18 protein-coding genes are annotated in these 17,445 nt (G+C 61.8%); 13 read left to right on the forward strand and 5 right to left on the reverse strand.

Annotation, left to right across the window (positions count from 1 at the left end):
• Positions 1 to 11: 11 nt before the first annotated feature.
• On the reverse strand, positions 12 to 1,214 hold the full coding sequence (locus tag ABIB36_RS04730; RefSeq protein ID WP_084348374.1) for a cysteine desulfurase-like protein: 1,203 nt from the start codon (positions 1,212 to 1,214) through the stop codon (positions 12 to 14).
• A gap of 164 nt (positions 1,215 to 1,378) precedes the next feature.
• Between ABIB36_RS04730 and ABIB36_RS04735 the strand changes: the two genes are divergently transcribed.
• Genes ABIB36_RS04735 through ABIB36_RS04755 form a run of 5 tightly spaced genes read left to right on the forward strand, consistent with a single transcriptional unit; the run spans position 1,379 to position 5,494 of the window.
• A complete protein-coding gene (locus ABIB36_RS04735) occupies positions 1,379 to 1,978 on the forward strand; it encodes a bacterial proteasome activator family protein (RefSeq protein WP_084348373.1) in 600 nt (199 codons plus the stop codon).
• A 19-nt stretch (positions 1,979 to 1,997) separates the two neighbouring features.
• Positions 1,998 to 2,885 carry a galactan export ABC transporter permease subunit Wzm/RfbD gene (gene wzm, locus ABIB36_RS04740; RefSeq protein WP_084348372.1) on the forward strand — a complete coding sequence of 296 codons (888 nt, stop codon included), beginning with the start codon at positions 1,998 to 2,000 and terminating at the stop codon, positions 2,883 to 2,885.
• 12 nt (positions 2,886 to 2,897) lie between these two features.
• The gene (gene wzt / locus ABIB36_RS04745) at positions 2,898 to 3,695 is read left to right on the forward strand and encodes a galactan export ABC transporter ATP-binding subunit Wzt/RfbE (protein WP_084348371.1); all 798 of its coding nucleotides are present in this window, start codon (positions 2,898 to 2,900) and stop codon (positions 3,693 to 3,695) included.
• On the forward strand, positions 3,688 to 4,587 hold the full coding sequence (gene glfT1 / locus ABIB36_RS04750; protein WP_084348370.1) for a galactofuranosyltransferase GlfT1: 900 nt from the start codon (positions 3,688 to 3,690) through the stop codon (positions 4,585 to 4,587). The genes wzt and glfT1 overlap by 8 nt, the downstream gene beginning before the upstream one ends.
• A gap of 52 nt (positions 4,588 to 4,639) precedes the next feature.
• Positions 4,640 to 5,494 (forward strand): TylF/MycF/NovP-related O-methyltransferase, encoded by an 855-nt coding sequence (locus tag ABIB36_RS04755; RefSeq protein ID WP_084348369.1) that lies wholly within the window; start codon positions 4,640 to 4,642, stop codon positions 5,492 to 5,494.
• Between the two features lie 6 nt (positions 5,495 to 5,500).
• Here ABIB36_RS04755 and ABIB36_RS04760 read toward each other — a convergent pair whose 3' ends face one another.
• The 3 genes from ABIB36_RS04760 to ABIB36_RS04770 are packed head-to-tail and all read right to left on the reverse strand — an operon-like array spanning position 5,501 to position 8,272.
• Complete coding sequence (locus ABIB36_RS04760) at positions 5,501 to 5,905, reverse strand: VOC family protein (protein ID WP_354560535.1); 405 nt, start codon at positions 5,903 to 5,905, stop codon at positions 5,501 to 5,503.
• A gap of 10 nt (positions 5,906 to 5,915) precedes the next feature.
• Positions 5,916 to 6,365 carry a helix-turn-helix transcriptional regulator gene (locus tag ABIB36_RS04765; protein ID WP_084348367.1) on the reverse strand — a complete coding sequence of 150 codons (450 nt, stop codon included), beginning with the start codon at positions 6,363 to 6,365 and terminating at the stop codon, positions 5,916 to 5,918.
• A gap of 23 nt (positions 6,366 to 6,388) precedes the next feature.
• Positions 6,389 to 8,272 (reverse strand): glycosyltransferase, encoded by a 1,884-nt coding sequence (locus ABIB36_RS04770; RefSeq protein ID WP_354560532.1) that lies wholly within the window; start codon positions 8,270 to 8,272, stop codon positions 6,389 to 6,391.
• A 151-nt stretch (positions 8,273 to 8,423) separates the two neighbouring features.
• On the opposite strand from ABIB36_RS04770, the gene ABIB36_RS04775 reads away from it, so the two are divergent.
• Genes ABIB36_RS04775 through ABIB36_RS04795 form a run of 5 tightly spaced genes read left to right on the forward strand, consistent with a single transcriptional unit; the run spans position 8,424 to position 13,987 of the window.
• Positions 8,424 to 10,718, forward strand: a complete 2,295-nt coding sequence (locus ABIB36_RS04775) for a hypothetical protein (protein WP_354560530.1) — start codon at positions 8,424 to 8,426, stop codon at positions 10,716 to 10,718.
• Positions 10,719 to 10,732: 14 nt separating this feature from the next.
• Complete coding sequence (locus ABIB36_RS04780; RefSeq protein WP_179142389.1) at positions 10,733 to 11,773, forward strand: glycosyltransferase; 1,041 nt, start codon at positions 10,733 to 10,735, stop codon at positions 11,771 to 11,773.
• Positions 11,770 to 12,702 (forward strand): NAD-dependent epimerase/dehydratase family protein, encoded by a 933-nt coding sequence (locus tag ABIB36_RS04785; protein WP_354560528.1) that lies wholly within the window; start codon positions 11,770 to 11,772, stop codon positions 12,700 to 12,702. The genes ABIB36_RS04780 and ABIB36_RS04785 overlap by 4 nt, the downstream gene beginning before the upstream one ends.
• The gene (locus ABIB36_RS04790) at positions 12,699 to 13,157 is read left to right on the forward strand and encodes a GtrA family protein (protein WP_354560527.1); all 459 of its coding nucleotides are present in this window, start codon (positions 12,699 to 12,701) and stop codon (positions 13,155 to 13,157) included. The genes ABIB36_RS04785 and ABIB36_RS04790 overlap by 4 nt, the downstream gene beginning before the upstream one ends.
• Positions 13,154 to 13,987, forward strand: coding sequence for a glycosyltransferase family 2 protein (locus ABIB36_RS04795; protein WP_354560525.1), 834 nt, complete (start codon positions 13,154 to 13,156; stop codon positions 13,985 to 13,987). The genes ABIB36_RS04790 and ABIB36_RS04795 overlap by 4 nt, the downstream gene beginning before the upstream one ends.
• Here the strand turns inward: ABIB36_RS04795 and rfbB are convergent.
• Entirely contained in the window at positions 13,984 to 14,988 is a 1,005-nt protein-coding gene (rfbB, locus tag ABIB36_RS04800) for a dTDP-glucose 4,6-dehydratase (protein WP_354560523.1), read from the reverse strand. The two genes, ABIB36_RS04795 and rfbB, sit on opposite strands and share 4 nt — an antisense overlap.
• A gap of 86 nt (positions 14,989 to 15,074) precedes the next feature.
• Here rfbB and ABIB36_RS04805 point away from each other — a divergent pair, with 86 nt between their 5' ends.
• From ABIB36_RS04805 to ABIB36_RS04815, 3 genes are read left to right on the forward strand one after another with little or no spacing between them, the layout of a single operon-like run.
• Entirely contained in the window at positions 15,075 to 15,860 is a 786-nt protein-coding gene (locus tag ABIB36_RS04805; protein WP_354560521.1) for a DUF8017 domain-containing protein, read from the forward strand.
• Positions 15,850 to 17,061 (forward strand): WXG100 family type VII secretion target, encoded by a 1,212-nt coding sequence (locus ABIB36_RS04810; RefSeq protein ID WP_354560519.1) that lies wholly within the window; start codon positions 15,850 to 15,852, stop codon positions 17,059 to 17,061. The genes ABIB36_RS04805 and ABIB36_RS04810 overlap by 11 nt, the downstream gene beginning before the upstream one ends.
• On the forward strand, positions 17,058 to 17,411 hold the full coding sequence (locus ABIB36_RS04815) for a hypothetical protein (protein WP_084348360.1): 354 nt from the start codon (positions 17,058 to 17,060) through the stop codon (positions 17,409 to 17,411). Before ABIB36_RS04810 ends, ABIB36_RS04815 begins: the two co-directional genes overlap by 4 nt.
• Positions 17,412 to 17,445: the final 34 nt, after the last annotated feature.

Below are 17,445 nucleotides of genomic sequence, written 5' to 3' on the forward strand. Positions count from 1 at the left end.
CCGTCAGGCGTCTACGCCAGCTTGGACAACGCTTCGACGAGCTGATCGATCTCGTATCGCGTCGTATACGGAGCGAGCCCGATGGTCACGGCGCCACCCTCGTCGTTGACACCCAACGCGTCGAGCAATCGGCTTCCGCTGTGGATACCGCTGACCGTTCCGATCCGCGCCTGAGCGAGGTGCTCGGCAACCTTTTCGGCAGAAGTCCCCGAGACTGTGAAGCTGAGTGTGGGAATGCGGCTGGGAGAGTCGCCGAGAACCATCACATGATCGAGCGTTGCCAGTCGTCGGATCAAATAGTCGAACAATTTGTCGTGGTAGTCCTGCAGTGAACCGATGGACAGCTGAAGCCGTTCGCGTCGCGTTCCGGTGGCCTCCTCGTCGAGGTTGGCGAGATAGTCGATGGAGGAAACGACACCGGCGAGCAATGCGTACTGATGCCCACTGACCTCCAACCTCTCGGCGCCCTTCGCAAAAGGGTCGAGCGACATCGACGGTATGCGGTCGATCAAGCTGGGATCACGAAACACGAGCGCACCGACTTGAGGCCCACCCCACGCGGACGCGTTGATGGCAAGGACGTCGGCTCCGAGTTCTTCGATGTCGACGTGGGCGTACGGCGCCGCACCTGCAGCATCGACGACGATGAGGCCGCCGACGGCGTGGACACGATCGGCCGCGACTCGGACGTTGGGAGCCGAGCCGACGATCGGTGACGCAGCGGTGACAGCCACGAGACGGGTACTGGCGGTGATCAGCTCCTCGAACTGCCAGCTGGGCAGCTCACAGGTGTCGATCTCGACCTCGGCCCAGCTCACACGTGCGCCGTATCGATTGGCGATGCGCAACCAGGGCGCAACGTTCGCTTCCTCGTCGAGCCGAGAGAGAACCAGACCGGTCCCGAGGCCCAGACGGGGCGACAGCGACTCCGCGAGCCACGCCAGCATCGTTCCGCGATCGGGCCCGAGCACTACCCCTGCCGGGTCACCGCCGACGAGGTCGGCAATCGCTTGCCTGGCTGCTTCGAGGAGCCCGGCGCTCCGACGCGAGGACATGTGTCCGGAGTTGTGATTCGGCGCACTTCCGCGAAACGCCGTCGACACCGCGGTCGACACACGATCGGGGATCTGCATCCCGTTCTGTGGATCGAGGTGAATCCATCCGTCGCCCAGTGAGGGAATCGACCCTCTGACACGTGCGACGTCGTACCCCATGCCGGACACTCTAAGCGTCGATTTCGTGAGCGTGTTTTCCACATCCCTTATTCGCATCCGCCGCCCTGTCGACTCGCACGGTTGTTTCCCCCGATCCCGCCCCCCAAACAGGATAGTTGGACCCGCTCGTCGCGCAATCCCTGGCAACGCGCAAGGATAGCGTTATGACGCAATCGGACTCGAACTCGAATCCCGAAGCCGGTGACCATGTCGTCGTGATCGGCCCCAACGGAGAGCCTCTCGCACTGAGCCGCGCGGAGGCAACCGCTGCAGCCGCACGAGCAGCAGGAAGCGGGCCGAGAAACGTCGATCCAACCGACGCCGAGCAACCTCTGTCGGACATGGTCGAGCAGCCCGCCAAGGTCATGCGCATCGGCACGATGATCAAACAGTTGCTCGAGGAAGTGCGCCTCGCGCCCCTCGACGACGCCAGCCGAACCCGACTCAAAGACATCCACCAGTCGTCGATTCGCGAGCTCGAGCAGGGCTTGGCGCCCGAACTCCGCGACGAGCTCGAACGTCTGGCGCTGCCCTTCGGGGAGGACGCCATTCCCTCCGACGCCGAACTGCGGATCGCACAGGCCCAGCTCGTCGGATGGCTGGAAGGTCTCTTTCATGGAATTCAGACGGCACTGTTCGCTCAGCAGATGGCCGCACGCGCCCAGCTCGAGCAGATGCGTCAGGGCGCACTACCGGCCGGGGGAATGCTGAACCCCGGCATGGGCGGCCCTGGTGGCGGAGGCGGTACCGGTCAGTACCTGTAAACGGGTAGGGTCGACCGTCGTGTCGGCCCCACCGAAGAATTCCGAGAACGAAGCAGGAGAGCGCGTGTCCGTTCCCGTTCCTGTTTCGGACTCACAGACGTTCAAGCGCGCTTTCGGCGATCTGACGACGGGATTCAGCCAGCGAGAGCTGTGGCTGCATCTCGGTTGGCAGGACATCAAGCAGCGCTACCGCCGATCGGTGATCGGCCCCTTCTGGATCACGATCGCCACCGGCGTCCAAGCCGTCGCGATGGGCTTGCTGTATTCGGTACTTCTCGACGTCGACCTGAAGACCTTCCTGCCGCACGTCACTGTCGGCCTCATCATCTGGGGTCTGATCAGTGCGTCGATCCTCGAAGGTGCCGATGTGTTCGTCGCGAACGAGGGGCTGATCAAACAGCTGCCCAGCGCGTTGAGTGTGCACATCTATCGCCTGGTGTGGCGTCAACTTCTGCTGCTGGGCCACAACCTGCTGATCTACGTGATCATCATTGCCGTGTTCTTCCCGCCGAACGGTTTCCATTGGTCCGATCTGGCGGCTATTCCGGCTCTCGCCTTGATCTCGCTGAACGCGCTGTGGGTTGCGATATTGTTCGGCATCGTCTCCACCCGCTACCGCGACATCGCGCCGATTCTTGGCAGCATGGTCACGCTGTTGTTCTTCATGACTCCGATCGTGTGGACCACGGCAGGCCTGGAATCGATGGGCGGCGACGCTGCCAAGCGGGCCAAATTGGTCGAGCTCAACCCGCTCTTTCACTATCTCGACATCATCCGGGCACCCATGCTCGGCGAAACTCAGGAGCTGTACCACTGGTACATCGTGATCGCGTTCACGATTGTCGGCTGGCTGCTCGCCATCTTCGCGCTCAAGAAGTACCGGGCCCGCGTGCCCTACTGGGTTTAGGGGTCTGAAACTTTGTCTGTCAGCATCAGCACGCACGACGCTTGCGTCGACTTCCCGATCTTCGACGCCAAGACGCGTTCGTTGAAGAAGGCATTCCTCGGCAAAGCCGGTGGGGCCATCGATCGGAACTCCTCCGACGTCGTCGTCGTCGAAGCGCTCAAGAACATCACGATGAACTTGAAAGACGGCGACCGCATCGGGCTCGTCGGGCACAACGGTGCAGGCAAGTCGACGCTTCTGCGGCTGCTGTCGGGCATCTACGAGCCCACCCGGGGCAGCGCCTCGATCCGTGGCCGCGTCGCGCCGGTGTTCGATCTGGGCGTCGGAATGGACCCCGAGATCTCCGGCTACGAGAACATCATCATCCGCGGCCTCTTCCTCGGTCAGACACGCAAGCAGATGCTCGCGAAAATGGACGAGATCGCTGATTTCACCGAGCTCGGTGATTACCTCGACATGCCGCTACGGACCTACTCGACGGGTATGCGCGTGCGCGTCGCAATGGGCGTCGTCACCAGCATCGACCCGGAGATTCTGCTGCTCGACGAGGGTATCGGTGCCGTCGATGCAGAGTTCATGAAGAAGGCTCGTCTCCGCCTCCAAGAACTGGTCAAGCGCTCCGGGATTCTGGTGTTCGCCAGCCACTCCAACGAATTCCTGGCCCAGCTCTGCGACCGCGCGATGTGGATCGACCACGGGGAAATCCGTCAGGAAGGCGGAATCGAGGAGGTCGTGCGGGCCTACGAGGGCGACGATGCAGGCGATCACGTCGCGACGATTCTGAAGGAACTCGAGCGCGACAGTGCCTGAGAAAATTGTCGGGGTGATCGTCACACACAAGCGTCGCGAGCTGCTCGCTCTCTCGCTGGACGTCGTGTCACATCAGAGCCGACCGCTCGATCATCTCGTCGTCGTCGACAATGCGCACGAAGATGCCGTTCGCACACTCGTCGAGTCCGCGGACATCCCGACCACCTATCTTGGGTCACATCACAATCTCGGTGGAGCCGGCGGCTTCGCACTCGGCATTCTCTACGCGCTGTCCCTCGGGGCCGATTGGGTCTTCCTCGCCGACGACGACGGCAGGCCCGAAGGGCCCGACGTCCTTGCGACGCTCTACGCCTGTGCACAGAAGCACGGCCTCGACGAGGTCTCCCCCGTCGTCTGCGATATCGACGATCCTGATCGGCTCGCGTTTCCGCTGCGCCGCGGAACCTCGTGGCGACGCCTTCGTTCGGAATTGATCGACCCGCTGAACCCCGAAGACGACCTCCTCGAAGGCATCGCTTCGCTGTTCAACGGCGCACTGTTCAAGGCGTCGACTATCGATGCGGTGGGCGTACCGGACCTGCGACTGTTCGTCCGCGGCGACGAGGTCGAGGTGCATCGACGGTTGCAGCGCTCGGGCTTGAAGTTCGGCACCTGCTTGACGACGGCGTATGTGCACCCCAACGGTGCCGCAGAATTCAAGCCGATCCTCGGCGGACGTATGCACACGCAGTATCCGGACGATGCGACGAAGCGGTACTTCACGTACCGAAATCGCGGATACCTGATGTCGCAACCCGGAATGCGAAAGCTGCTGCCGCAGGAATGGATTCGATTCGGCTGGTACTTCCTTGTGACGACTCACAACCCGAAGGGTCTCGCCGAGTGGTTGCGGCTTCGGCGCCTCGGCCGGCGGGAGCATTTCCGGCGGTAAGTCGGTGGACCTGGGCATGTGACACTGGGCCATCCTCGGCTACCGTGTGCGCATGACGGAACCTCGGAAGCTGACGGATCGAATTCGGCATTCGGCACGCGAGAAAATTCAGCGGACAATCGGCGAAGTTCTCGACAAACAGACGGCCCAATTGGCCGAGCAGACAGGCACTCAGCAAGCCAAGCTTCTCGAGATCCTCGACCGTCAACGCCGAGAGATCGACGACCTCCACGCATTCATCCGTGGCCTGGAAATGCGTATGCGACGCGACATCCCGTACGCGTCCGACGTCGAGGCAGCGGCGCAGAGCGCCGAGTTCGCCGAGGAGGTCATGCCCAAAGCGCCGACCTTCCTCCGTCCGCACGCAACGCTCCGCTTCGCGCTCGGTGAAGTGTCCGTCCCCGGCATGGCGCTCGAATTCGGGGTAGCCAGCGGCACCACCCTGGAAATCATCGCCGAGGAGTCCGCGTCGAACAAGGACGTGACGATCGTCGCCGGGTTCGATGTCTTCTCCGGGTTACCCGAAACCTGGCGCAGCGGATTCCCCAAGGGCCTGTTCGAGCAGGAGAACCTGCCCCAGGTCCCGGGTGCTGAAATCGTGCCCGGTTTGTTCGAGGAATCGCTGCCAGAGTTCTTGAAGCACCACGATGACAACCTGGCGTTCCTACACCTCGACGCGGACCTGTACTCGTCGACGATCACGGTGCTCGACCTGGTCGCCGACCGACTCGTCGTCGGGACCGTCATCGCCTTCGACGAGTACTTCAACTTCCCGGGCTGGCGTAATCACGAGTACCGCGCGTGGACCGAGTTCGTCGCGCGCACGGGTACCGAATTCGACTACCTCGGTTACACCGCGGACAACGAGCAGGTGGTCGTGCGGATCCGGCGAGCGCCGTCGCTGTAGGCGAGGTCAGGCCTGAGAAATACGGACGAGGTTTCCTGCCGGGTCACGGAAGGCGGCGTCACGGACACCCCACGGCTGACTCGCGGGTTCCTGCAGGATTTCGGCATTACCCGCTGCCCGCACCTTGTCGAACGTCGCATCGAGGTCGTCGGCGCGGAACAGCACCCCGGGAAGCTCGCCCTTCGCCAGTAGGGCGGCCAACTCGTCGCCGAGTTCCGCCGATCGACCGGCATGAGGCTGCGACAGGACGATCTCTATTTCGGGCTGCTCGGCGGGGGTCAACGTGATCCAACGGAACCCGTCGTTGGCAACTTCGTTCTTCACCTCCAGCCCGAGGGTGTCGCGGTAGAAGAGCAGTGCGGCGTCGGGATCGTCGACGAGGACATGTACGTGGCTCAGTGAGACTGTCATGTCTGCAAATCTAGGGCTGCGCGACGACCGGTGCTTCTTCGATCCTGCTCGTTTGTGCCGGACTCCGACGCGGCCGTCCCAGCACCATGGCAGAGCAACTGGGCACCACCCGACTGTCGTGATGATCGCGTGAGCGATACGCGCTCGGTGTCTCACCCACGATCTCGGTGAAGCGAGCACTGAAAGAACCGAGACTGGTACAGCCGACGGCGAAGCACGCCTCGGTCACGCTCATGTCTCCGCGACGCAGAAGCGCCTTGGCGCGCTCGATGCGCCGCGTCATCAAATGGGCATAGGGCGTCTCACCGTAGGCATCGCGGAACCGGCGACTGAAATGAGCCGTCGACATGTACGCCGCGCGGGCCAGCGTCGGGACGTCGAGAGGACTCGCGTACTCGCGATCCATCAGATCGCGGGCACGACGAAGATGACGCAGTTCTTCGAGGTCGGCCCCGCTCATGGGTGAAATCCTACGCCCGAGGTTCAGCTGTAGAGCCGTGCCCAGTTCTCGCGACTCGTCAGTTCGGGCATCGCGATTCGGTAAGCGTCGGACACGTCCGCGGTTTCGGTCCGCAGACGACGCAGTGCCTGCACTCCGCGTATGAACAGCGTCTTGGCAGCGTCCTTGTCGCGCTTGCGAACTCGCACACCTTCCTGCGAACGATCTGTCACGACTGCGTGCGCGAACAGCGACACATGCCACCAATGTGCGTCGTCCGCCGAGATCGCAACCGGTCCGGGGTGTACTCGCCCGCGCCACTGATTGAGGACCCGCTTGGCCAGCACAGCCCATTCCAGCTTCTTGTTCGGGGTAGGACCTGCCGGGGTGATGAACATGCCTGCCGGACGAACGTCGGGCACCGCATTTGCGTTGTGCCGCTTGGTCTCCCCATACGCCGCCCGCTCACGGCGAATCGCCCCGGCCGCCTCCATGCCGCCGTCGACCAGGTTGCTCGGACCGGCAAGGAAGTCCTCGATGGCCTTGATCAAGGTGAACGCCATCCCGTACTGCATCGAAACCAGGTAGCGGAACAGATCGGTACTCAGTTGGCGCGCAAGCTTTCTACCGTCGAGGCCTCCGTGCAATGCAGCGGTGATCATGCCGTTGCGGAGATTGAAGTACCTGTGCCACTCGTCCCAGTCTTTCCACGCGAAGTCCGCATGCCATACGGCAGCGCCGGGAAGGGTGACAGTGGCAAAGCCGTTCGCGCGAGCGCGGTAGCCGTACTCGATGTCGTCCCACTGGAAGAACAAAGGTAGCGGGTAGCCGATCTGCGAGACGATCTCCGACGGGATCAGGCACGACCACCAACCGTTGTAACCGGCGTCGACGCGAATGTCCTGCTTTTTCTTCAGCGCGCTCTTGTCCGAGATCGCGTCCTTGACGTGAAGACCGGCTTCGATCTTCTGCAGATTGGCAACCTCGGCGCCTACGTGCACGCGATCGGGATGCAGCAGATAGAGCATCTGCGCGCCGATGATCGCGGGCTCGACGGTCTTGTTCGCGAATGCATTCATCCGGACGAGCGCCTCGGGCTCACACAGCACGTCATCGTCCATGAAGATGACGTTCGCGGGATCCCCACCCTTACCTTGCACCTCGTACAGGCCGCGGGTGAATCCGCCGGCCCCGCCGAGGTTGGGCTGGGTTATGTAGACCAGTTGGTCGCCGAGTTCGGCCGAAACTCGTTGGAACTTCGCGCGTGTCTGCACCTGATCCGTGCCCTGGTCGACCACATATACGTTGTCGACTCCGTTCAGCGCGATCGGATCGTCCGCCATCGCGGCCAAGGTGTTCGCGCAGTCGTCGGCGCGGTTGAAGGTACAGATGACAACCGAGGTGGGACGCAGCTTCTCCGGTGCGTCGACCGACCAATCGGCACCTTCGACGATCAGTTCACCCGAGCTGGTGGTGAACCTGACGAACAATGCCCCGCCGTCGAGAAACTGCTGAACCTTCACTGCCATGCTGAGACGACTCGACTGGCCGTCGGTGTCGATCGTGGTGCTCGAGACCGTCCGTTTGCGGCCCTTCGAGTCGGTCGCGACGATGTCGATGCGCCCCGCCCCGGTGACCGCAGCTTCGAATCTGACCTCGGTGACGTCGGTCCAACGCTGCCAGTAGCTGGCCGGAAACCGTCCGAAGTAGCTGTTGGTGTCGACGATGGTGCGCTTGGAGAGTACGGCTGCGTAGCGCGAGCGCTCGGCATTTCCCTTCGCGACGTTCGCATACATATCGGCGCTGACCAGTGGGGACGGCCCGTCGAAGAGCAGGCGCTGCGCGGTTAGTCCGCACGGGCCTGCATTGTCCGCGGCGCCGAGGCCGTTCGATGGTGCATCGAGACGATTGAGAGCAGTGCCGTCCATACCTAGAGGAACCCCATCTTGTCGAAGAATCACTGCCCATGGTCGCACAGCCCCGGCCGTCAACGGTTCGACGCACGGTACGCACCGTTTCTACTGTGAGGATGCAGCGCGATACAGTCGGTTGTCGTCAACCAGATTCACGGAGTGAACAGTGATCCCCAACCGAGCCGAGCACGTCCACAGCGCTGCGCTCGGCAGCCGTAAAGAGCGTCTTCTGTGGGCAGCCGCCGCCGCTGCGGTCGTCGCACTCGGGTATCTACTCGTTCTCAGCGTCGATCCGCGGTTCTTCTATATCGACGACACCGAATCCGGCGCCGTGCCCAATTGGTTACAACTTGGACGGATCATGCGCGAGGGCCAGTTCCCTTCGCTTGTGTTGGACCAATGGATGTCGGGCAACTATCCCGTCGAGGGTCAGGGCGGGCTCTGGAACCCGGTCCAGATGGCTATCAATTACCTCTCTCCCTCGATTGACAACCTGGCGTTGCTTGCGACGGGTGTCAAACTCGGGTTCTCCGTCGTGCTGGCGTGGGGTGTGTACCGCGTCGCCCTCGCCTACGGTTCTCGACCGTCGTGGGCCGCGGTCGCAGGTGCCAGCGCGCCATTCGTCGGATTCACACTCTTCTTCGAGAACACCTCGTGGGTCACCGCGCTCATCGGAACCGCGTGGATCATGAACGCGTGGGCCAGCTCGGTGTCCTACGCACGTGGGCGTTCCGGCCCGATCATGCCGTTCGTATTCCTGTATCTCGCCATCAGCGTCGGATACGTACACGCCGCGGTCATGGCCGGGGTCGTTGTCGGCTCGGTGGCAATCGGGGAATGGATCTTCCAGCGTGAGTGGAGGGCCGCTCTGAGAGTGGCCGGGGTCGGGATCGCTGCTGCAGCGTGCGGGGCCATCACCTTCCTGCCCGGTGTCCTGACGTCATCGGTGACGTGGCGCAGCGGAGAAGAAGGCACCTTCAATGACAACTTCTTGACCGCTCCATGGTCGGAGACGCTGACTGCGAGCATCCCGACTTCGGTGACAAGTATCGAATCCTGGTCGGGCGAGACGACCGCCTCACCTGCCACGTATATCGCCTGGTTCCTCGTCCCGGCGCTGGCGTTCATAGCGTGGAAGCGCGTGCCCGCCGCTCTCCGCGAGCTCACGGCCCCCTTGATTCTGCTTGTGTTCGCCCTCGTCTTCACCGCAGGTCCGAGCGATATCGGGCCGATACGTTGGCCCGCGCGCGTCCTTCCGTTCGTCGCTCTCGTCGCGTTGATCCTCGTAGCGACGTTGGTGAGCAGGTACGGAACCTTGGACAAACTCCGCCCGCGTCTACTTGCCGCATCCCTGCTGACCGTGATCCTCGTGCTCAGGGCCGGTTCTTCAGGACCCGAACTTTTCGGTCGCCACGTCGTGTCCGGTCTACTGATCGTCGCCGTCGGTGCCGTGGCACTGTTCCTCGCCCACCGGTTTTCCACCCGCGCAACGGCAGCGTTGCTGCTTCTCACCATCGCGCCCGTCGCGATGTATCAGGTTGCCTCGTACGACCCGCCCTTCGCGAAATGGTGGCTTCCGACGACCCAGTCCGAAGCCAGGTCCGGATTTCCGCAGTGGGAGGGCGAGACGCTGCAACTCGGCAGCCGTACGTTGACAGAGACCAGCGCCGACAGCGCCGACGACCCTCGCCTACCGTGGCACTCGCAGGTGTACGGAAACTCTGCCAAGGTTCTCGGGCTCGACTACGTCAACGCTTACACCCCGGTCGGCTACCTCGACTTCGCCAATCTGCTCTGCCTCCAGCACGAGGGATCCACCTGCTCTGACGCGTTCCGGCGACTCTTTGAAGTGGAGATCTACACAGGTAAGACCTACGCAGACCTGATGCGTCTGGATCGCGTCGTCCTCCAGAAGAACCAATATCCACTCGCGAATTCGCAACCTGCCCCTGCCGGATGGAAGTGGGTCGCCCCTCCGACGGCTGAAGCCGAGCGTCAGATCTACGTACTCGAACGTATCGACGGTCTCATTCCCGAAGACATCGGGCGTGTGGTGGCCACAGTCGACGCCACGGCAGTGCCCCAGTCGTCCAGCACGAACTCCGAAAGAGTGAACGTGAGCTCGCCGACAGGCGGCAGTGTCGTCTTCGCACGGTTGGCCTGGCCCGGGTACAGCGCGACGTTGAACGGTGAGCCACTGCAGACCAAAGGTCTAGGTGACATCTTCCTCTACGTCGACCTACCTGCCGGGACCGACAACGCTGACCTCGCGATCTCGTTCCGGCCCCCCGGTCAGAGACTAGGCCTGGTCGGGATCGCGGGTGGAGTTCTTCTACTGGCGGTACTCGTGGTCTTCGACCTGCGTCGACGCCGTCCGAGACGAGCCGGCGACGGGTTGTCGGTCGAGAACATCACCGAACCCGAGGCGTCGGACCGCATCAGTTCCGCAGAGAGCAGATAGGCTCACACCCCGTGATGCCCCTGCCAGACACTGCCCCCGATCCGCACCGCATCTCTATCGTGGTGCCGGTCTATCAAGGTGAGCAGACGCTGCGCACGCTCATCGGCGAAATACTGCCGCTTACGTCGGTGACCTACTCCCCGGGTGGTCGCCCGCTGATCGTCGAGGAAGTGTTGCTGGTCTTCGATCACGGACCCGACAACTCGGCCGATGTGATCCGCGCGCTCACCGAAGAACACACCTTTGTCCGCGGCGTGTGGCTCAGCCGCAATTTCGGGCAGCATCCCGCCACCCTCGCAGGAATGGCGTCGAGCGGTGGTGAGTGGATCGTCACCATGGACGAGGACGGCCAGCACGATCCGGCAGACATCGGCGGCCTGCTCGACACGGCTCTCGATCTTCGAGCGTCTGTCGTCTATGCCAAGCCGACAAACGCTGCACCGCACGGATTCTGGCGCAATGCTGCCTCACGCGGATCCAAATGGCTTATCGCAAAGGCGATGGCCGCGGACAACACTGTGAGCTACCAGAGCTACCGCCTCGTCCTCGGTGAGGTCGGCCGCTCGGTGGCTGCATATGCGGGTTCCGAGGCCTATCTCGACGTCGCGCTCGGTTGGATCGCCGGCGAGGTCACCACCAGCCCCGTAGAACTTCGGGAGGAGCACGGCCGTCGCTCCGGGTACCGACTGCGAACTCTTCTGTCGCATTTCTGGCGCATGGTCCTTTCCAGCGGCACGAAGGGTCTGCGACTGGTCAGCCTCATCGGGGTTGCCTTCGCCGGGCTCGGTCTTGCGCTCGTTCTGTATGTCCTCGCCTCCTATCTACTGTTCGATCTCGGTTCCGAGGTACGCGGTTGGGCCTCGACGATGGTCATCCTCTTGTTCGGCTTCGGCGCCACACTGTTCTCTTTGGGCGTGGTCGCCGAGTACGTCGGCGTCAACGTGAAGACCGCGATGGGTAAACCTCCGTACCTGATCGTTGCCGACCCCGCCGACGGTCCGCTCGGTCGGACCACCCCGACAGTCGACCCACCTCGACCCACCTCGTCGGCGTGAGCCCGACGTATACGTGGATTGTCGGCAGCGGTGGGCTACTGGGTTCCTCGGTCAACCGCGAACTTCGGCGCCGCGGGAACATCGTTTACACCAGCAATGTGCCGTGGTCCGATCATGCATCAGCCAAAGCGACTCTGATGCAGGACTGCGCGAAGTTCTTCGGATCCTTCAGCGACGCCACCTGGAACATCGTCTGGGCCGCAGGGGCAGGCGTAAACGGCACTAGCGCAGCAGAATTCGCTGAAGAAAACGCCCTTATCGCGGACGTCCTCGGGCAGATTGCAGGCAAGCAATCCGCCGACGGTACATTCTTTCTCGCCTCCTCCGCAGGCGGCGTGTACGCCGGAGCCGTCGGCGCGCCGCACAACGAGGAAACACAGGTCGTTCCGCTGGGCGACTACGGCCGAGCAAAACTCGATTCTGAAAGTATCGCCATGAACTTCGGCATACGCAGCGGGATCAATGTCGTGATCGGGCGGTTCGCCAACCTCTACGGGCCCGGCCAAAACCTCAGCAAGCCACAGGGACTCATCTCGCACCTGTGTCGTGGATACCTGATGGCGTCACCGGTGTCGATCTACGTTCCCATGGACACACTCCGCGATTACCTTTACGTTTCCGACGCGGCGGAGATGGTGGCCGACACACTGACCCTTTCGGCTCGACGAACCACACCGCCGACGACGAAAATATTTGCCTCCGGGCAAGCCGTCACAATCGGTTCGATCCTCGGTGCCTGTCGCACTGTATTTCGCCGACGACCGAATGTGGTGCTCGCTGCGTCGCCGCTGGCCGCGTTCCAAGGACGCGATCTCAGGCTGCGCTCGACCGTGTGGCCGGAGATAGACCGGCGAACCCACCGGACGTTGCCCGCAGGAATCGCATCGACGCTCCATGCGACTCGCCAGGCACTGGGTGCTGGCAGATGACCGAACCTGAAACACCTTCTCCCCCAGCAGGAATGACCGGATCACCTGGCCCGCTCATGCGCATTGTGAAGAACCAGGCGCTCGCATTTCTTCTGGTGGGTGGCGTCAATACGGCCCTCGGCACCGGCTGGTTCATCGTGTGGCAACTCATCATCGGTGAGCGGTACGGCTACCATGCCGCCATCGTCCTGGGGTACCTGTGCAATGTGCTCTGTGCATTCGCGATGTACCGCTACCTGGTGTTCCGAGTGCGCGGGCACTTCCTTCGAGATCTGTGGCGATTTTTCGTCGTCAACTTCGGTGCGTTTCTCGCAAATATCTCGTTGATGACCGTAGCGGTATCGTTTTTCCACTTTCCGCCCATCCCTTCACAATTGGTCGTCACAGCACTGATGGCAGTCGTCAGTTTCTTCGGCTACCGCGACTTCTCGTTTCGCAGAAAGACAGCCTCATGAACCCACGCGTATCCGTCGTAGTCCCGGCATACAACAACGCTGAGTACATTGGTGAGACGATCGAATCGATTCTTGGACAGACGTTCACCGATTTCGAACTGGTCATCGCCGATCACTCGTCCAGCGACGAGACGATGGCGATCATCGAGAAGTACGACGATCCCCGGATCAGAGTGCTCACCACCGAAGCGGGTGGCGGTGCGAAACGAAACTGGGACCGCGTCACTGCCGAAGCCACCGGTGAATTGGTGAAACTGGTATGCGGAGACGACACGATCTTTCCGACGTCGCTCGACGCGCAAGTTGCCGCTTTCGACGCAAACCCTTCAGCTGTACTCGTCGCGTCTCAGCGAACACTCATCGATGCGAACGGTAAGACCGTGATCGCAGCCAGGGGGTTGGGTGGGCTCAGCGGGCTGGTGTCGGGCAGGAAGGCCGCGCGCACCGCTGTACGCGCAGGCGCCAACATTTTCGGCGAACCCGGCTGCGTACTGATGAAGCGGGATGCGTTGCAGGAGATCGGACTGTGGGACAACAGTCATCCTTATCTGATCGACCAAGCCACATTCATCAGTGTGGCGTTACAAGGCGACATCTTCGCGATAGCGCAACCCCTCGCATCGTTCCGGATCAGTTCTGGTCAGTGGAGTGTGGAGCTGGCAACACAGCAGGCACGCCAGGCGGCGGACTTCCACCGATCGTTGAGCTCCGATGTGCCGGACCTGTTGTCCAAGAACGATGTCCGCCTCGGGAATACGAAAGCCCTGGCAACATCGTTCATGAGGCGCGCAGTGTATCTACTCCTGCGCCACCGCATGTCGAAGAGCTAAGGAAGTACTGATTCCTTTGCGGCGTAGACGCTCTCGGTAGCATCCTTCTGCGGACGCCACCACTGCTCGTTCTCGCGATACCAGTCGACCGTCGCCTTCAGGCCGCTGCGGAAGTCCACGTACTCAGGTGTCCAACCCAATTCGGTTTCAAGCTTGGTCCAGTCGATCGCGTAGCGCAGATCGTGGCCCGGTCGATCGGTGACGAAATCGAATGCGTCGGCGGCCTGCCCGGTTTCCTCGAGGATCGTCTCGAGGACCTCACGGTTGTTCTTCTCGCCGTCGGCGCCGATCAGATACGTCTCGCCCATCTGGCCTTTCTCGATGATCGTCCACACCGCGTGGTTGTGATCGTCGACGTGAATCCAGTCCCGCACGTTGTGACCGGCGCCGTACAGCTTCGGCCTGGCACCGGACAAGATGTTGGTGATCTGTCGGGGAATGAACTTCTCGACATGCTGGTACGGGCCGTAATTGTTGGAGCAGTTCGAGATCGTGGCGCGAACCCCGAACGACCGCACCCACGCCCGCACCAGAAGGTCACTCGACGCCTTCGTCGAGGAATACGGACTCGACGGGTTGTACGCAGTCGACTCGGTGAAACGCGCCGGGTCGTCGAGCTCGAGGTCGCCGTAGACCTCGTCGGTGGAGATGTGGTGGTAGCGGACGTCGTGCTCACGGACGGCCTGCAGCAGCGTCGTCGTACCGATGACGTTGGTGTGGACGAACGGCCACGGGTTGCTCAAGCTGTTGTCGTTGTGCGACTCCGCAGCGAAATGAACTACAAGATCGGTATCCGCGACAAGCCGGTTCACCAGTTCTGCATCAGCGACGTCACCTTCGACGAAGTCGATCTTGTCTGCCACCGAGTCCAGTGACGAGCGGTTACCCGCATAGGTGAGGGCATCGAGCACCGTCACCTGCGCATCGGGTCGCTCGGCCACGGTCTGATGCACAAAGTTGGCACCGATGAACCCGGCGCCACCGGTAACGAGCAGTTTCATGAGGGCAACCATACCGGCCCGACCGCTTTCGAGCCGACCTTGTCGTTGCGTCGTGTTAGCGTTTCGGCGACTTCGGGGGGAGTGCCATGGGGCTACGCAAAAAACTTCTAGGACTGGCAGTAAGCCTGGTCGCCTTCAACGCGTTGCTGTGGGGACTGCCGAAAATCGCACCGGAGGTACCGGAGCGATACGAGGGCATTATGGCCGCGACGCCTCCGCCGGGGACAGCTGCGAAGACCACCGCGCCTCCCCTTCCACCGGGTTTTCCGTCGATGGAACGGCCGCCTCCCAAGATCGAAGTGCCCGACGGGCAGCCTCAGCCCATCGACACCAAGTTCGGATTGACCTACGACATTCCTGCGGACTGGCGAAATTTCTCGGGTGGGTATGTGACTTGGACCACTGGAGATGAGTCTGTGACCTATGGGGCCATTGGTGACTTCGGCTACAAATACTGCCCGGAGTCAGACGGATCGACATTGGCCGAATCCGGAATGACGGGTCGCAACGGTATGGATGTTTATGCCGCAGCACTCGACGCTGCGCGCGGCGCAGAGATAATTTTTGGTGACACCACCGCGCCCCCACCAGTTGTCGCGTTCGCGGAGCCCACCGAGGTCGAAGTCGCAGGGCAACGTGCAGTGAGATACACGGTTTCGGTCACTGGAATTCACCAGCGACAACTCTGCGACCCTACCGAAGCGATCTTCGACGTCGTGGCAATGACCGCATACGCCACGGCCCCAGTCGCAGTGTTCATGATTGAACTCCATCAAGACGTCGAGGGCGCGCTCGACCATTCGGTGGCCGACCAGGTTATTTCCACAATTCGTCGGACCGACTCGAAGGACGGAGTTGGCAATGGAACATGAGAAACTCAGAACTTATCCGTCCGAAATTGCCGGCCTCGGAAGGCTGGCAGACCGTATCGGTCACGGCACCTTGGCGAGCCATCGCTATATCGGCGAACATGCAGGCCTCAGCGGCACCATCCCCGGACAGATTTTGCAACGTTTGGCACCGTTCATAACGAACTACCAGGAGTACACGCGCGGCCGCCATGTCCACCTCGCTGCCAATTGCCGCTATATCGGCAACGAACTGCAGAAGGCAGCGTGGCTGTACGACGATCAAGATCAGAAGAACTACGACGCACTCAATGCGCACACCGATCTGCTTCCGTTTCCACTCACACAACCGGGTACATCCGAGACTCCGGCTGTAGGCAACGTCGGAGAGTACCTTTCCGCAGCCGAATACGGGTCACCTGACGGGATTGAATATCCAGCTCCGAACCCAGCCGTCGACGATATCCGCGAAACGATCGACGAAGCCGCCGGATGGCTCGGTGAAATCGACCGCACCATCTTCGAACTGTCGGGTTGGAGCCCACTGAACGACGCGACCATTCCGGTCACCGGCAATTGGAACGAAATCCGTCGACTCGGGCAGGCATTCGAGATAGCCGGTAACGCGATGGAGGCAGCGGCATCGTCACTGGAAGCGGGGGTGCGGCGGGTCGACGAATACTGGGACGGGCTTGCAGCACAGTCTTTTTCGGACTACGCGGGGCGTCAAGTGGCTGCAATGCACTGGGAGGGTCCGTGTGGCCGCACCGTCAGTGCTATTGCAGAGGCCATCGCCGAGAAGATACGAGATGCCGTCAGAACAGTGATCGCCAAGATCGTCGAACTACTCGAAGCAGAAGTAGACGTCGGTTCAGGGCGAGGGGCGATCAAAGTCATGGCCAAGAAGATCCCTATCTTCGGAACTGCCTGGCAGATCGAAAGAATAATCGAAATATGCTGGCAAGCTATGGATCTGACCATGGACCTCGTCCGCAAGATCGAGGAAGTGGTCGACGACTTCGGGCGGTTCCTGGCAGCGATCACCGATCCCACCGGTCAGATCGGCCGGAGCATCGAACAGCATCTGACCCCTCTGACCGACTTCCTCGACAAAGGACAAACCGCAGTCGACACCGGAAAGACCGCCGACATCACCCCAGTGATCTTCACTCCCGACGAGCGGTTCTCCGTCGGAGAAGGCACAGCACCCTGGCAGGACGCATGACCGAAGATACAGCCATGAGTGCTGCTCGAGATCGCATACTCGACTCGCTGAGTCGGCTCGATGCGGCACGTCGGCACGCAGACAGTGTCACCATCGGCTCGTCGACCGCGCGTCACACCGTCACGGCAAAGTTCCTTGCGCGCCTCGCCGAATCGACACATGCGTCACCGGAGCTGCGTGAGTTCGCTCGACGAGTTTCAGTGAAAGACACCACCTGGGACCGCATAGAACTCGACGCAAAACCCATACCCGCCGAGGTGCGCGAGCTTCGCGCAGACCCTCGCGTCGATTGGCCGGGAAATTGGCCACTACAGACCGAGGAACAGCCGTTTCGCATCGAATGGCAGTGACCGCGGACGCGCGATTACCTTCTTGATCTGCGAG

The sequence above is a fragment of the Rhodococcus sp. UYP9 genome (assembly GCF_040547235.1).
Classification (GTDB): Bacteria; Actinomycetota; Actinomycetes; order Mycobacteriales; family Mycobacteriaceae; genus Rhodococcoides.

What these genes read in the sequence shown, in the direction of transcription:
- ABIB36_RS04805 (WP_354560521.1), top strand. Translation starts at nt 15,075, where the DNA reads ATGGGGCTACGCAAAAAACTTCTAGGACTGGCAGTAAGCCTGGTCGCC.
- ABIB36_RS04780 (WP_179142389.1), top strand. Translation starts at nt 10,733, where the DNA reads ATGCCCCTGCCAGACACTGCCCCCGATCCGCACCGCATCTCTATCGTG.
- ABIB36_RS04765 (WP_084348367.1), bottom strand. Translation starts at nt 6,365, where the DNA reads ATGAGCGGGGCCGACCTCGAAGAACTGCGTCATCTTCGTCGTGCCCGC.
- ABIB36_RS04770 (WP_354560532.1), bottom strand. Translation starts at nt 8,272, where the DNA reads ATGGACGGCACTGCTCTCAATCGTCTCGATGCACCATCGAACGGCCTC.
- rfbB (WP_354560523.1), bottom strand. Translation starts at nt 14,988, where the DNA reads ATGAAACTGCTCGTTACCGGTGGCGCCGGGTTCATCGGTGCCAACTTT.
- ABIB36_RS04810 (WP_354560519.1), top strand. Translation starts at nt 15,850, where the DNA reads ATGGAACATGAGAAACTCAGAACTTATCCGTCCGAAATTGCCGGCCTC.
- ABIB36_RS04790 (WP_354560527.1), top strand. Translation starts at nt 12,699, where the DNA reads ATGACCGAACCTGAAACACCTTCTCCCCCAGCAGGAATGACCGGATCA.
- ABIB36_RS04735 (WP_084348373.1), top strand. Translation starts at nt 1,379, where the DNA reads ATGACGCAATCGGACTCGAACTCGAATCCCGAAGCCGGTGACCATGTC.
- ABIB36_RS04795 (WP_354560525.1), top strand. Translation starts at nt 13,154, where the DNA reads ATGAACCCACGCGTATCCGTCGTAGTCCCGGCATACAACAACGCTGAG.
- ABIB36_RS04755 (WP_084348369.1), top strand. Translation starts at nt 4,640, where the DNA reads ATGACGGAACCTCGGAAGCTGACGGATCGAATTCGGCATTCGGCACGC.
- ABIB36_RS04760 (WP_354560535.1), bottom strand. Translation starts at nt 5,905, where the DNA reads ATGACAGTCTCACTGAGCCACGTACATGTCCTCGTCGACGATCCCGAC.
- ABIB36_RS04730 (WP_084348374.1), bottom strand. Translation starts at nt 1,214, where the DNA reads ATGGGGTACGACGTCGCACGTGTCAGAGGGTCGATTCCCTCACTGGGC.
- ABIB36_RS04815 (WP_084348360.1), top strand. Translation starts at nt 17,058, where the DNA reads ATGACCGAAGATACAGCCATGAGTGCTGCTCGAGATCGCATACTCGAC.